The organism is Micromonospora costi, from assembly GCF_003626655.1.
GTDB classification, from domain to species: domain Bacteria; phylum Actinomycetota; class Actinomycetes; order Mycobacteriales; family Micromonosporaceae; genus Micromonospora; species Micromonospora costi.
This window is the reverse complement of sequence record NZ_RBAN01000011.1, coordinates 1-14,399: the sequence shown is the minus strand read 5'-3', so window position 1 is coordinate 14,399 and position 14,399 is coordinate 1. Positions and strand designations below refer to the sequence as shown.

The window sequence follows — 14,399 nt, the reverse complement described above, 5'->3', positions numbered from 1 at the left end:
TCAGCCATCCCGGCTGAGAGGCAGTCGTCTATGAAGACCCGTCTCGTGACCGCTTCGGTGCTGCTCGCCGCCCTGGGCGTGACCGCCGCGCCGCCGCCCGTCTCCGCCGCGTCGCTCCCGCCCGTCTCCGCCTCGTCGCCGCCGGCGCCCGCCGGCGAGCACGGCTGGGTCACCTCGACTCTGCGGCACATGAGCCTGGAGCAGAAGGTCGGCCAGCTCTTCGCCACGTACGTCTACGGCGCCGACGCGACCGCGCCGAGCGCCGCCGACCGCGCCGCCAACCGGGCCGCGTTCGGGGTCGAGACACCGGCCGAGGTGATCGAGAGGTACCACCTCGGCGGCGTCTGCTACTTCTCCTGGTCGCACAACCTGAACGACCCCGGCCAGATCGCGACGCTCTCCAACGGCCTGCAACGGGCCGCGCTCGACGACGGCAGCAAGGGACGCGTGCCGCTGCTCATCTCCACCGACCAGGAGCAGGGCGTGGTGCTGCGGATGCCCGCCCCGGCCGCGCAGTTTCCCGGCGCCATGGCGCTGGGCGCCGCCCGGTCGGCCGGGGCGGCACGGACGGCGGCGAGGGTCACCGGGCGCGAACTGGCCGCCGTGGGCATCCGGCAGCCGTACGCGCCGATCGCCGACGTCAACGTGGACCCGGCCAACCCGGTGATCGGCGTCCGCTCCTTCGGGGCTGATCCCGCGCTCGTGGCCGGGCTGACGGCGGCGCAGGTCCTGGGTTTCCAGGACGACGCCGGGGTGACCGCCGTGGCGAAGCACTTCCCCGGCCACGGCGACACGGGCACCGACAGCCACACCAACCTGCCGGTGATCGACCACACCCGGGAGGAGTGGGACCGCGTCGACGCGCCACCGTTCCGGCGGGCGATCGCCGCCGGCGTCGAGTCGATCATGACGGCCCACATCGTGGTGCCCGCGCTCGACCCGTCCGGTGACCCGGCCACGCTGTCCCCGCGGATCCTCACCGGCGTGCTGCGCGGCGAACTCGGCTTCCGCGGCGTCGTCGTCACCGACGCGCTCAACATGGCGGCCGTCCGCCAGCGGTACGGCGACGAGCGGGTGCCGGTGCTGGCGCTCAAGGCCGGGGCCGACCAGCTCCTCATGCCGCCGGACCTGCGGCTGGCGCGGGACGCGGTGCTGCGGGCCGTGGCCGACGGCGAGCTGACCGAACGGCGCGTCGACGAGTCGGTCCGGCGCATCCTCACGATGAAGTACCGCCAGGGGCTGGCACGCGCGCCCTTCGTCGACGTCGACGAGGCCGTACGCACGGTCGGGGCGCCCGCGCACCTGGCCGCCGTCACCCGGGTCACCGACGCGACCCTCACGGCGGTCCGCAACGACGCCGGGCTGCTGCCCCTGCCCCGCGCCGACCGGTCGGTGCTCGTCACTGGCTGGGACACGGCCGCCTTCGCGCCGGTCGCGACCGTCGCCGCCAGCTTCACGGCCCGGGGCGCCCGCACCACCGCCCGGCCCGCGACCCTGCCCTCGGACCAGGCGATCGCCGACACGGCGGCCGCCGCGGCGGCGCACGACCTCACCGTCGTGCTCGTGAACAAGGCGTGGGACACGGAGGTCGGCGACCCGCGCGCCAGCCAGCAGCGGCTGGTCGCGGCGCTGCTCGCCACCGGCCGGCCCGTCGTCGTGGTGGCGGTCCGCGACCCGTACGACATCGCGCACCTGCCGGGGGTGGACACCTACCTGGCGACGTACTCGTACACCCGGGCCGCCATGGACACCCTGGTCCGTGCCCTGCACGGCGAGCTGTCGCCGCGCGGGCGGCTGCCCGTCACCATCCCCACGGCCGACGGCACGGGCGTGCTGCACCCGTACGGCCATGGCCTGACCTGGTAGGAGGAACGATGCCGGCCGGGAACGCGCGCGTCACCACGCCCCTGCGCACCGCGGGGCTCGTCCTCACCGTGGCCGTCCTGGGCGCCACGCTCCCGCCGACCGCGGCGGCGTCGGCCGCGCCGCGCAGCGCCGCGCCGCCGGCCCGGGACGTCGCCGCCGCGCGCCCCGACGCCGGGCCACCCGCCGTGACGCCCGCCGACATCCGGTTCCGGCACGACACGCTGCGCCGCGGCACGGCCCGCGAGGTGGGCCTGCTTCCCGAGCACGTGGCCCGGATGCCCGCCGACCTGGCCGCCTACCTCGAACCGACCCCGGACCACCCGGGGCACCCGACGTACGCCGGCGCCGTGGTGCTCGCCGCCAAGGACGGGGTGATCGTGCAGCACGCGGCCGTGGGCACGGCCGTGCGGTACGCCGAGGTGGGACCACCGCCCGAGCTTCCCGGTGTGGAACTCCCCGCCGACGCGCAGATCCCGATGCGGCCGGACACCATCCACGATCTGGCGTCGGTGTCCAAGCTGTTCACGACGATCGTGGTCATGCAGCTCGTCGAGCGGGGGCGCGTACGGCTCGACGAGCCCGTCGCCCGGTACGTGCCCGAGTTCGGGGCCGGCGGCAAGGCCGCGGTGACCGTACGGATGCTGCTCACCCACACCTCAGGCCTGCCGGCGTTCACGCCACTGTGGAGCCGCTACCCGACGCCGGCCGAGCGGTTCGCGGCCGCGCTCGCCACGCCGCTCGCGGCCGGGGCGGCGCCGGGCGCCCAGTACGTCTACTCCGACCTCGGGTTGATCGCGCTGGGCGTGCTCGCCGAACGGGTGACCGGCCGCGGTCTGGCCGAGCTGGTCCGTGACGGCGTGACCGCGCCGCTGGGCATGACCGACACCGGCTACAACCCGGGGCCGCAACGGCGGGCCCGGATCGCCGCGACCGAGTACCAGCCGTACGCCGGCCGGGGCATGGTCTGGGGCGAGGTCCACGACGAGAACGCGTGGTCGCTCGGCGGGGTGGCCGGGCACGCGGGTGTGTTCTCCACGGCGGCCGACCTGGCCGTGCTCTGCCAGTCACTGCTCAACGGCGGCGAGTACCGGGGTCACCGGATCCTGCGACCCGACACGGTGCGGGCCATGCTCGTGAACCACAACGCGCCGCTGGAGCAGGCGTACCCGGAGAGCGACCGCGGTCTCGGGTTCGAGCTGAACAAGCACTGGTACATGATGGGCCTGTCGTCGCCCGTGGCGTTCGGCCACACCGGCTTCACCGGCACGTCGATCGTGGTCGACCCGCTGTCGCACTCGTTCGTGATCCTGCTCAGCAACCGGGTGCACCCGGACCGCGGCTGGGGCAGCAACAACGTGGCACGGCGGGCCGTGGCGCGCGACCTCGCCGAGGCGATGCCGGTGCGGCCCCGCTCGCGCGATGCCTGGCGCGCCGACCCGCGGGACTCCGCGACCGTCACGCTCACCGCGCCCCTGCGCCGCGCCGCCCGGGGTGGGGTGGCCAGCTTCCTGCTCTGGTACGACACCGAGCCGCGCTTCGACGGCGCCCGGGTCGAGGTGTCGACCGACGGCGGGTCGACGTGGACGCCGGCCCCGATGGTGCTGCGCGAGGGCGACCGGCGCTGGACCAGCGACGGCACGGTCACCGGGTACGGCGGGCGGGTGTGGTGGCAGGTGTCGGTGGACCTGCCGGAGCGGGCGACGCACCTGCGGTGGACCAGCAGCACCGACGTGTCCAGCCAGGGCCGCGGCGTCTACGTCGACCGGATCGTCGTGGCGGACCGGGGCGGGCTGCTCTTCCACGGCGAGGGCGCCGACGCCTCGCGGCTGGTCGCCGAGGGGTGGGCGCCGGCCCGCACCTGAGCTGGGCGGTGCCCCGCCCTCCCCGCCGATCATGCAGTTGTGGTGGTGGGCAAAGGGGTTGTATGCCCACAAACCGCCAACCACAACTGCATGATCGCCGGGATGGAGTGCGCGGTGCACCCTCCCCGTCGTTGTCGTACGGGAGGCACCGTCCGTCGGGCGCCCCTGCCACGCCGTCGAGCGAGATGAACAGGCCAGCGCGATCTTCTTCCAGGTGTCCTCTCCCCCGGCGTTCCACCCGTCCCGTGCGCGGCCGGGCGGAGCCGGGCTGGGCGTCCGGCGGCCGGCCCGGCAGTTGGTCGCAGTGCGCGGGCCCGAGGGCCCGCGCACTGCGGACGCGTCGGTCCGGAATTGTCACGGCGGCGACCGCCGCATCCTCTCGGCGGTCGGACGAATGAGTGTCCGGCGACGCGGGATCCGGCCCAATCGACGGAGACAGCGGTGAATGTTATCCCACGTCGGGCGGCCGCCTGCGGTATTGTCTGCCAATTCGGAAGTGAATCGGTGACGCGCGATTTCCGGGGCGCCGATGACGGAGAAAGCCGGAGGATCAGGCGGCGAACGCGGCCTGATCCCGGCACCGTCGGGCGTCCGATGACGGCACGGCGCGCCGCGAGCAGCGGCGACCGTCCGGGCGGGAGGACCGTCGCGCACAACCCGGTCAAACCGAAGAAACGCCGCGCGTCCGGGCCGGTCACCGTGTCATGAACACGCCAGCCACCGGCCCGTATGCCCCGAAAGGGTATTCATGGGTGCCTACGCGCAAGCGTTGTTAACCGAACCGAGATAAAGCCACACTAAGGTCTTTGCGCAGATCGATATACGTCATCGAGAAACCATCCCGGTATCAGTGGGGAACCGGAAGAGGTGGAAAATGAGGGGGATCCCGATCGCATCCATGGTCATCGGTATCGCGTCGTCGCCGGCCGCCCGTCGCCAGCTCGCGCAACTGCTCGGCGACACCGAGGCGTTCCTGATCGTCTCCAGCGTCGACCAGGCGCGGGAGTTCCTCGGCGGGGTGGAGGCGCCGTCCGCCCCGCCGGCCCGGCCGCCGCTCCCGGTGGTGGTCGGCGAGGTCGTCGCGGGCCCGGAGCCGTCGGCGTCGCCACCGGCGCTGGTCGTCGACTCCGACCGGCGGGTGGTGCGCTGGCGCGACCGCGAGATCGAGTTGACCCGGCTGGAGCACGACCTCCTGCTGTGCCTGGTGGGTGCGCCAGGCCAGATCTGGACGTACGAGCGGCTGCACCTCACGGTGTGGGGCAACGAGCATCTGGGCCGTGGCTCGGATATCCACTCCGTGGTGCGCCGGATACGACGCAAGCTGGCCACACTGGACGCCTCGGCGACGATCGACGCGGTCCGCGGGGTCGGTTTCCGCTTCGCCTCCGCCTGAACGCGCGTCACCGGCGCCGCGGCCCGCCGACCGCTCGGTCGGCGGGCCGCGCGTACGGGAGCACCGTCGCGTGGACCGACACGGCCCGGCCCGCCTGGTGCGAACCAGGCGGGCCGGATCGGTGTGTCAGCGCTCAGGCGTCAACACCGGATCGGGGACAACGCGAAGTCCTCCACCGTGGGCGTGGTGGTGTTGATCTTCGTCTGACGGGTCTGGGGCTTCCAGCCGTCCTTGGCGACGATCATGGTCAACGGGTTGTTCCGGCGGTCCATCCAGTAGGCGTACTTGCCCTGCTCGTCGGTGGCGAAGGTGAACGACATCGCCCACGAGTCGACCTGGACGACGGCACCGGGCAGCGGAGCGCTGCCACCCTGGCAGCTCGTCCCGGTGACGGTACCCATCAACTTGCCCCAGGTCTTCGGCGCCTGCACCGTCATCGTCACGGTCACCGGAGCCACCGTGTACGGCGTGTTCTCCTTGATGGTGACCTCGCCGCTGTAGGTGCCCGGCTGGTCGACGTTCGCCGTCATCCCGACGGTGACCGTGACCTTCTCGCCCGGCGCCAGCGTGACCTCGGACGTGTCGATCGTCATCCAACTGACGTCGGCCGCCGCCTCGGCGCACCCCTCGAAGCCGGGAAGCACCTCGCTGTCGGGCGTCGAGGTGAAGCCACCGGACGAGCCGCCGACCTTGTAGAAGCCGCACGCCGCGCCGCCGCGGTAGCGGGCGGTGTTGGCGTTCGGCAGGGTCGCCCACGAGTCGGTGGCCGGGTCGTAGGCGAAGCCGGCGTTGGTGACGGCGCCACCCTGCGACCCGCCGACGACCAGGAGCTTGCCGCTCGCGACCGCGAACGAGCTGGCCCAGTTGTCGGCCGGGGCGTCCGCGATCGGGCTCCAGGCGTTGGCGCCCGGGTCGAACACGTAGCTGGCCTTCTGCGAGGCGGCACCGTCGTTGCCGCCGGTGCAGTAGACCCGCCCGTCGATGCCGCCGCAGGAGGCGAACGCCACCGACTTCGGGTAGTTGGGCAGGGTCTCCCAGCTGTCGCTACCCGGGTCGTACCGGACCACGCTGTTCGACATCGGCGTGCAGCCCGAGGTGGTGCAGCCGCCCACGGCGTAGAGCTTGCCGTCGACGACCGCCTGGCCGGCCGCGGAACGCGGCGCGGGGTTGTCGGCCACCTCGGTCCAGGCGTTGGCACCCGGGTCGTACGACCAGGTGGTGCCGTCGGGGCCGGCCGCCGCCCAGCCGCCGGTCGCGATGATCTTCCCGCCGATGACGCCCACCGTCATGGCGTTGCGCGCCCCGGGAAGATCGGCGATCTGACCCCAGGTCTGGGCGACCGGGTCGTACACGTAGTTCTTCGTCGTGGACGCGGTCCCGTCACCACCACCGATCGAGTACACCTTGCCGTCCAGGTTCACCACCCGGTTGTCCATGATGTTCGCCGGGTAGTCGGTGATGTCCGTCCACGGCGCGGCCTGGGGGCCGACCGCGGCGGGCGCCGCCTGCGACGACTTGTCCGACGCCTTCGCGGCGAACGACGTCGCCGCCGTCAGCCGCTGCTCCGGAGCACCGCTGGACCCGAGCACCTGCTGCCTGCTCAGGCGGGACCCGTCGGCACGCAGGAGCTCGAACCCGGCGTCGCGCTCACCGAACGCCACGTCGACCGGAGCCCCACCGGTGTTGGTCACCGTGAAGGTCTTGCTGACCTTGCCGGTCGGCATCTGGACCGTGCCGGTCAGCGCCGTCGGCGTCACCGACAGGCGGCCCGCCGCGAGCGGGAAGTTCGCCGCCGTCGCCCCGTCGGCCTGGACGTCGACGCCCTTGCTCAGGCTGACGTAGTTGCCGGCCGCCGCGGTGAACTTGTGCGTCCCGGTCAGCGAGGAGAACATCCAGTAGAAGCCGTCCTCGAGCCCCGGGTCGTCCGGCGTCGCCACCGTGGTGGCCTTCTCCGCCGGGCGGTCGACGCTGGTGACGGTGGCGCCGTTCACGTAACCGTTGGTGTTCTTGTCCCGGACGTGGCCGAGCACCAGGCCGCCGTCGACCGGCTCACAGGTGACCGTGCTGCCGATGAGGACGTTGTCAACCTCCCACCACCACTCGTACGAGGCCTCGTAGTAGTGGAACCGCACCTGGACCTGGGCCTCGCCCGCGGCCTGCGGGATCGGGATCTCCGTCACCCGCGGGCCGAGCGCGTCCGTCGACTGCCGGAGCACGTTCGTCCAGGTGGCACCGCCGTCGACGCTGAGGTCGACGTCGGCGCGGTCCGACCCGAGCCAGTTGAAGTCCTGGTTGAACCGGATCACCGGGGCCGTCACCGCGGTGAGGTCGACGACCGGGCTGACGAGGGAGGTGTCCTGCCGCCCGCCCGAGCCGTAGTGGTCGCTGTCGACCATGGCGAAACCGCCGGTGCCACCGGTCAGGTTGCCCCGGTTGCCGTCGTCGGTGAACGTCCACACCTGGCCGGTGCCCGCGTGGTCCACCACGGACCAGCCGCTCGGCACGGTGTCGCCGTCGAAGGTCTCGTACTCGCCGTCGGACCCGTAGGTGTAGCCGGGCGCCAGGGAGCACGAGTCCGCCTTGGCCGGAACGGCGACGTTGGCGGTCACGTTACGCGAGGCGACGACGACCTCCTTCGTCACCGTCTCGTAGCCCGGGTACTGCGACTCGACCTTCAGGCTGTACGTCGCCCCGGCCGGGAGGGTGAGGCTGTACCGGCCGTTGGTGGGCGTGGTGTAGTCGGACAGGCCCGACGGGCCCACGACCGTCACCTTGGCGTACAGCGGCCACCCGTGGCCCGAGCCGTCGGTGACCGTGCCGCTGACCGTCACGCTCGGCACGGCGCTCAGCGCGACGTCGAGCGTGGTGGTCGCATTCGGCGTCACCGTGGCCGGGCTGGTCTTGGCCTCGTAGCCGAACGCCGACACGGCGACCTGGTAGTCGCCGGCCGGAAGCAGCGACGTGTACCTGCCGTCCGCCCCGGTGGTGAGCTGACGCTCGGCCGGGCCGGTCAGGCTGACGGTCGCACCGGCGATCGGCGCGCCCGTGCCGGCGTCGGTGACGGTGCCGGCCAGGGTGCCGGTGTCACCGATCGGCGCGGCGTTCAGCAGCGCGAGCGCGTCGAGGCGCCCCTCACCGAACACGTTGTTGTCGTCCGGGGTGCCGCCGCACTGGTCGTCGGCCGAGTCGGTCGCCGAGTTGTCCAGCAGCGCGCGGGTCCCGTCGACGTCACCGAGCAGGCCCGGCGCCGCCGACCACAGCAGCGCGATCGCGCCCGCGAGGTGCGGGGCCGCCATCGAGGTGCCGCTGATGCTCGCGTACCCGTTGGTGGGGACGCTGGACCGCACGTTCACGCCGGGCGCCGAGATGTTCGGCTTGGTCTCGCCGTTCTGGCCGGTGCCCCGGCTGGAGAAGCCGGCGATGTTGTTGTTCACGTCGTACGCGCCGGCCGAGTAGTTGCTCGCCAGGCTGCCCGGCGAGCCGCTGGTCTGGCAGCCGGGCCCGATGTTGCCGTTGGAGAAGACGCCGAAGATGCCCGACGCCTTCCAGGCCAGCGTCACGTCCTCCATGAACGGGTCGTTGGACGGCAGGCGGGTGCCCCACGAGTTGTTGATGATGTTCGGCCGCTTGGTGACGTCCCCGTTCTGGCCGTTCAGGTCCGTCGGCTCGAGCATCCACTGGCCGGAGTTCACCAGCGCGGCGTCGCTCGGGCAGCAGCCGTTCGCGGCGATCCACTTGACCCCGGGAGCGACACCGATCTGGTTCGCCCCGTCGGCGCCGGCCATCGTGCCCATGGTGTGGGTGCCGTGGCCGTCACCGTCACAGGGGGTGGCGCAGGTCCCGGCGGCGTTGAACCAGTTGTAGTTGTGGTCGAACGTGCCGTCGCCGTTGTTGCCGCGGTAGGAGTTCACCAGCGCCGGGTGGTCGAACTGGACGCCGGTGTCGATGTTGGCGATGGTGACGCCCTCGCCGGTGACGCCGTACTGCGACCAGACGTCGTCGGCGTTGATGTTGGCGATGCCCCACTCGAGGGCGTTGACGACCTTCTCGTTGTCGCCCTCGGTGGTCTTCGGCACCTCGTACGCGACCGGCGCGTAGAGGCCCTCGACCTCGGAGTGGGCGGCGAGCTTCTGCACCATGGCCAGCGAACCGCCGCTGACCCGGATCGCGTTGGTCGCCCAGAAGGTCTGGTACTTCGCGCCCGAGCCGTCGAGCTCCGCCTTGACCGTGGCCTGGCTGTCGGCCGCGGTCTTCTTGAGGGCCTCCACGACCGCGGCGCCCCGCGCGTTCCAGTCCGTGAGCTGGCTGGCCTTGCTCAGGTCCGCCTTGTTCGTGAAGCGGATCCAGAAGTCGCTCTCGCTCTTGCCCTCGAGCTGCCTCGTGAGTTCCGGTCGGATCTTGTCCGCCGGGGACGGCGCGCTCGCTCCGAAGCCGCCGGACGCGGCTTGGGCGCCGGAGCCGGTGGCCGCCAGTGCGGTCGCGACGAGGACCGTCGCCGCGCCGGCGCTCACCAGCGATCTGGCGACGCGCCTCCAGTGTGGACGTCTGAACATTCGGTGCTGCCTCCTTCAGAACGACCCAGGGGGTGAATTGGGCCATGGTGAAGGTGCAGGGGTCCGACTCCGGTGTGGACGAAAGTCGTTCGGACGAACCCCTCCATGCCCCCCCCATGCACCGCGCGGGTCACGCCGGTTGCCCGGTTGGACACTATGATCGAGAAAAAGGACGATCAAGCACGCGCCGTAAGCAACTTGTCACTAACCGTTTGCCGACCGGTTCGCCGTCCTGCCAATAACTGTCACGATCACGATCGAATCTGGGCAGCTGCTGCCCATCGTCTCCGGGTAGGTGCGATGGCCGAAGACGACGAAACCACTGTGTCGGGTCGACCCGATCCGGCCGAGGACCTGTTTCCCCTGGTCATTGCGGTGACACCGTCGCCGGCCGAGCGGCTGCGGCTCGCCGAGCGCCTCGACGGCGCGGCGCCGCTGCTGCTGGTGGCCGACCTCGACGAGCTGCGGCGGCTCATCGCGGTCCCGGGGCGCATCCGCGGTCCGGCGCCTCCCACGACGCCCGGCGGCGCGGCGGTCGCCGACGGCGCCCTGCTGATCGACTCGGCCCGGTCCACCGCCCGCTGCGGCGACCGGGAGATCCCGCTGACCCGGCTCGAACACGATCTGCTCAGCTGCCTGACCGCCGACCCGGTCCGCGTCTGGAGCTATGCCGAGCTGCACCGTGCCGTCTGGCACGACGAGGGCCTGGAACGCCGGGCGGACGTGCAGTCGCTGGTCAAGCGGCTCCGGCGCAAGCTCGCCGAGCTGGGCACGGGCATCACGATCGACGCGGTGCGCGGTGTCGGCCTCCGGTTGACCGACCACCGGCAGCCGCGGGTGGGCGGTGGGTGACGCGCTGCCCATTACGGGCAGCTTGGCGCGCACGTCGGCGGCCACCGCGGCGCCGGTCCGACGATCACGGGCCCCTGCTCGCCCCCTCAGATCAGCCCGGCGCGCGCCCAGAGCAGCCGCCCCGGGCCCGCCACGAGGTCGAAGCTCGCGAGGTGGTCGTACACCCGCCGGGCGGCCCAGCGCAGCGTGGCCCGCCAGTGCGGGTTGGCGCGCGCTGCGGCGCGACCGACCTGCGGCGCGATGCCGACGGCCGCGTACACGTCGGGGTGGACGAGCCGGTTGCTGATCGAGTAGGCGGCGCGGCCGACCAGCAGCCGGGCGTACGCCAGGGCCGCGGGGCCGGACGTCTCGACCTGGCGCGCGACCTCCTCGCGCGCGAACCGTACGTGCCGCGCCTCCTCGACCACGTGGATGCGCGAGACCATCCGGATGAGCGGCTGCAGCGTCTCGTCGGCCATGATCTCGCGCTGGAACGCGTCGAGGATCTCCTCGGCGATGAGGATCGCGGCGTACATCTGGGGGCCGGTGGCGGTCGTCTTGAGGAAACGCCCGAGCGCGTGGTCCCGTCGGTTGGCCCGGTAGACCGGGCAGCCCATCGCCTCGATGAGCCGACCGAACATCACGGAGTGCCGGCACTCGTCGGCGACCTCCGTCAACGCGTACTGGGCGTGCCGGCTGGTCGGGTCGGCGTCGTAGTAGTGCCGGATCAGCATCTGCATGAGGATCGTCTCGAACCACACGCCCGCGCTGGCCGCGCTGGCCACCTCGTGCCGGGTGAGGGTGACCCGCTGCTCCTCGTCCATCCCGTCCCACAGCGCGGTGCCGTAGAGGCTGCTCCGGTGTGGTGGGAGCCAGTAGGCGCCCGGGACGTGCGGCGCCGTCCAGTCGATCTCGACGGCGGGGTCGTAGCTCGTCCGCAGCGAGGACGCGAGCAGGCGGTCGGCCGTCGCCTCGCGCTCGCGTCCCGCCGGTGTCGCGGCCATGACGCCTCCACATTGACGTGACGCCCGGTAACTGTTACGAGTAGTAGCATGCAATCGGAGTCCACCGATGTCAATGGATCCGGCCCGCCGGCCGCCGGCGCGAAGCCGGCCGCCGACGCGAAGCCGGCCACCGACCGTCGGCGGGCCCGGTGGGCCGACCACCGTGAGCAGCGCCGGCAGGAGCTCGTCGCCGCCGCCGTGCGGGCGCTGTTGCGGCACGGGCCGCGGGTCGACATGGACCAGGTGGCCGCCGCGGCGGGCGTCAGCAAACCGGTCCTCTACCGCTACTTCGCCGACAAGTCCGCGCTGTGGCTCGCGGTGAGCGAGCTGATCGCCGCCCGGGTGGTCGACACCATCGCCCCCGCGGTCGAGCAGGTCCGCGAGGAGCGCGACCTGGTCCGGGCGACGATCGACGCGTACCTCGGTCTGATCGAGTCGGAGCCGGCCCTCTTCCGGTTCCTCATGCACCAGTCCCGGGATCCGGGCGTCCACCAGGTGATCGCCGGCACGGGCCGCCAGGTGGCCGCCGGGCTCGCCCGGGTCATCGGCGACCGGCTGCGGGCGCTGGGCCTCGACGCCGGGCCGGCCGAGCCGTGGGCGTACGGGCTGGTGGGCTTCGTGCAGGCGGTCGGCGACTGGTGGACCGGTCACGGCCAACCCATCCGCCGGGAGGCTCTCACCGACTACCTCACCACGCTGTTGTGGAGCGGGATCGAGGGGGTACGGCGCAGCGCCGACCTTCCGCGCGAACTCACCCGGGCGCACGAGCGGATCACACCGTGAGCTACGACGGCCCGGCCCACGTGGCCGGCCACCCGGTGCGGGTGCACCTGGCCGGCCGGTGGGAGCCGGTCGACGGCCGCTACCACTGGGCCGGCCGGATCGAGCCCCAACCGCACGTGGCCGACCTGCTGCGGTCCGGCCGGCGCGACGTCGAGCTGCGGATCGCCGACCGGCCGACGCGGGCCCGGCTCGCCGAGATCGACCCGTGGGGCGGCGTACGGGTCACGGGGGTGGGCGGCCCGCCCTGGCCACCGCCGGCCGACCTCGCGGACGCGTGACGACGCGGCTCCACTGGCCGGGCCGAACCGGTGCATTGATATCGATCTGTGCACATGTAATGATTAACAGAGTTAACAGTTCACTCCGCCGGTCCGGCCGAGCGCCCGCCACCGATCGGGTTCTGCCACCCCCACGGCACCGTCCGCTGGTCGACGCGCACCGCCTGCGGTGGATTTGTCTCGGATCTACCGCTTCGAGCGGTGGGAAGGATCATCAATGGCACGACGATCGACAGGAGTTGCTGTCCGCCGGCCCCGCCGGTTGACCGCCGTGCTCGCGGCGGCCGCGCTCGCCGTGCCGGTGGGTCTGGTGGTCGGCGCGCCGACGGCGGCCGCGGCCGCCGTGGGCGCCATCACGGGATACGGCGGGAAGTGCGTCGACGTGGCCGGCGCGAACGCCGCGAACGGCACCGCGGTCCAGCTGTACACCTGCAACGGCACGGCCGCGCAGCAGTGGACGGTCGGCGACGACGCGACGATCCGCGCGCTCGGGAAGTGCCTCGACGTCGCCGCCGCCGGCACCGCCAACGGCACCCGGGTGCAGATCTACGACTGCAACGGCACCGCCGCCCAGCGGTGGTCGGCCACCGGCGGGCAGCTCGTCAACGTCGGCTCGGGAAAGTGCCTCGACGCGACCGGCACCAGCTCCGCCGACGGCACCCCCCTGCAGATCTGGACCTGCACCGGCGCCGCCAACCAGCGCTGGACGCTGCCGGGCGGTGGCACGACCCCACCCCCGAGCGGCGGGTTCACGCACCCCGGCGTGCTGGTGAGCCGCGGCCAGCTCGACTTCGTCCGCGGCCGGGTGCAGGCCGGCGCCCAGCCCTGGACGTCCGCCTTCAACCAGATGATGGGCAGCCGCTACGCCTCCCTGTCCCGCACTCCCGCGCCCCGCCCCATCGTCGAGTGCGGCTCGTACTCCAACCCCAACAACGGCTGCACCGACGAGCGGGAGGACGCGATCGCCGCGTACACCGACGCGCTCGCCTGGTACCTCACCGGCGACGCCCGGTACGCGCAGAAGTCCATCCAGATCATGGACGCCTGGTCGGCGACGATCGCCTCCCACACCGGGAGCAACGCGCCGTTGCAGACCGGGTGGGCCGGTTCGGTGTGGCCGCGTGCCGCGGAGATCATCCGGTACACGTACAGCAGTTGGCCCAACGCCGACCGGTTCGCCACCATGCTGCGCACCGTGTACCTGCCGGTGGTCCGCAACGGCTCGAACAGCAACGGCAACTGGGAACTGACCATGATGGAGGCCGCGACCGGCATCGCGGTGTTCCTGAACGACCGGGCCAGCTACGACGCGGCGGTCACGCGCTTCCTCAACCGGGCCCGCGCGTTCGTCTACCTGCCCAGCGACGGTGCCCTCCCGTACACGGTGCCGGGCAGCGGGCTGGACACGAGCAGCGAGATCATCAACTACTGGCACGGGCAGTCCACGTTCGTGGCCGGCCTGGCCCAGGAGACGTGCCGGGACTTCACCCACACCGGCTACGGCATCTCCGCGATCTCACACGTCGCCGAGACCTCCCGGATCCAGGGGCAGGATCTGTACCCGCAGGTCGGCGAGCGGTTGCGGCACGCCCTCGGCTTCCACTCCCGGTACCAGCTCGGCGAGGCGCCGCCGTCCTGGCTCTGCGGCGGCAGCCTGACCCGGGGGCTCGGTCCGATCACCGAGGTCGGCTACAACGCTCTGGCCAACCGTCTGGGCAACGCCATGACCAACACGCAGACCCTCACCCAGCAGCAGCGCCCGGCGAGCACCAACAACCTCTTCGTCGCCTGGGAGACCCTGACCCACGGCGAGAACCCGAACTGACCCG

The 14,399-nt window shown here is 72.4% G+C and carries 9 protein-coding genes; 7 read left to right on the top strand and 2 right to left on the bottom strand.

The features are described from left to right. Positions 1-30 precede the first annotated feature (30 nt). The 3 genes from D7193_RS31710 (at position 31) to D7193_RS31700 (ending at position 5,121) form a co-directional block, all read left to right on the top strand. Positions 31-1,866 (top strand): glycoside hydrolase family 3 protein, encoded by a 1,836-nt coding sequence (locus tag D7193_RS31710; RefSeq protein ID WP_120783360.1) that lies wholly within the window; start codon positions 31-33, stop codon positions 1,864-1,866. Positions 1,867-1,874: 8 nt separating this feature from the next. Then, positions 1,875-3,728: a serine hydrolase domain-containing protein gene (locus D7193_RS31705; RefSeq protein WP_120783359.1), complete on the top strand. Its 1,854-nt coding sequence runs from the start codon at positions 1,875-1,877 to the stop codon at positions 3,726-3,728. Between the two features lie 898 nt (positions 3,729-4,626). Then, positions 4,627-5,121: a winged helix-turn-helix domain-containing protein gene (locus tag D7193_RS31700; RefSeq protein ID WP_241563698.1), complete on the top strand. Its 495-nt coding sequence runs from the start codon at positions 4,627-4,629 to the stop codon at positions 5,119-5,121. A gap of 140 nt (positions 5,122-5,261) precedes the next feature. Here D7193_RS31700 and D7193_RS31695 read toward each other — a convergent pair whose 3' ends face one another. Continuing rightward, the gene (locus D7193_RS31695) at positions 5,262-9,674 is read right to left on the bottom strand and encodes a S8 family serine peptidase (RefSeq protein WP_120783357.1); all 4,413 of its coding nucleotides are present in this window, start codon (positions 9,672-9,674) and stop codon (positions 5,262-5,264) included. A 300-nt stretch (positions 9,675-9,974) separates the two neighbouring features. On the opposite strand from D7193_RS31695, the gene D7193_RS31690 reads away from it, so the two are divergent. Beyond that, positions 9,975-10,526, top strand: a complete 552-nt coding sequence (locus D7193_RS31690) for a winged helix-turn-helix domain-containing protein (RefSeq protein ID WP_120783356.1) — start codon at positions 9,975-9,977, stop codon at positions 10,524-10,526. Between the two features lie 86 nt (positions 10,527-10,612). On the opposite strand, the gene D7193_RS31685 is transcribed toward D7193_RS31690, so the two are convergent. Beyond that, positions 10,613-11,509 carry an AurF N-oxygenase family protein gene (locus D7193_RS31685; RefSeq protein WP_120783355.1) on the bottom strand — a complete coding sequence of 299 codons (897 nt, stop codon included), beginning with the start codon at positions 11,507-11,509 and terminating at the stop codon, positions 10,613-10,615. A 48-nt stretch (positions 11,510-11,557) separates the two neighbouring features. Here D7193_RS31685 and D7193_RS31680 point away from each other — a divergent pair, with 48 nt between their 5' ends. The 3 genes from D7193_RS31680 (at position 11,558) to D7193_RS31670 (ending at position 14,395) form a co-directional block, all read left to right on the top strand. Further along, complete coding sequence (locus D7193_RS31680) at positions 11,558-12,292, top strand: TetR family transcriptional regulator (RefSeq protein WP_120783354.1); 735 nt, start codon at positions 11,558-11,560, stop codon at positions 12,290-12,292. Then, entirely contained in the window at positions 12,289-12,570 is a 282-nt protein-coding gene (locus D7193_RS31675; RefSeq protein WP_120783353.1) for a DUF4873 domain-containing protein, read from the top strand. The genes D7193_RS31680 and D7193_RS31675 overlap by 4 nt, the downstream gene beginning before the upstream one ends. 217 nt (positions 12,571-12,787) lie before the next feature. After that, positions 12,788-14,395: a lectin gene (locus tag D7193_RS31670; protein WP_174242794.1), complete on the top strand. Its 1,608-nt coding sequence runs from the start codon at positions 12,788-12,790 to the stop codon at positions 14,393-14,395. The last annotated feature ends 4 nt before the right edge of the window (positions 14,396-14,399 follow it).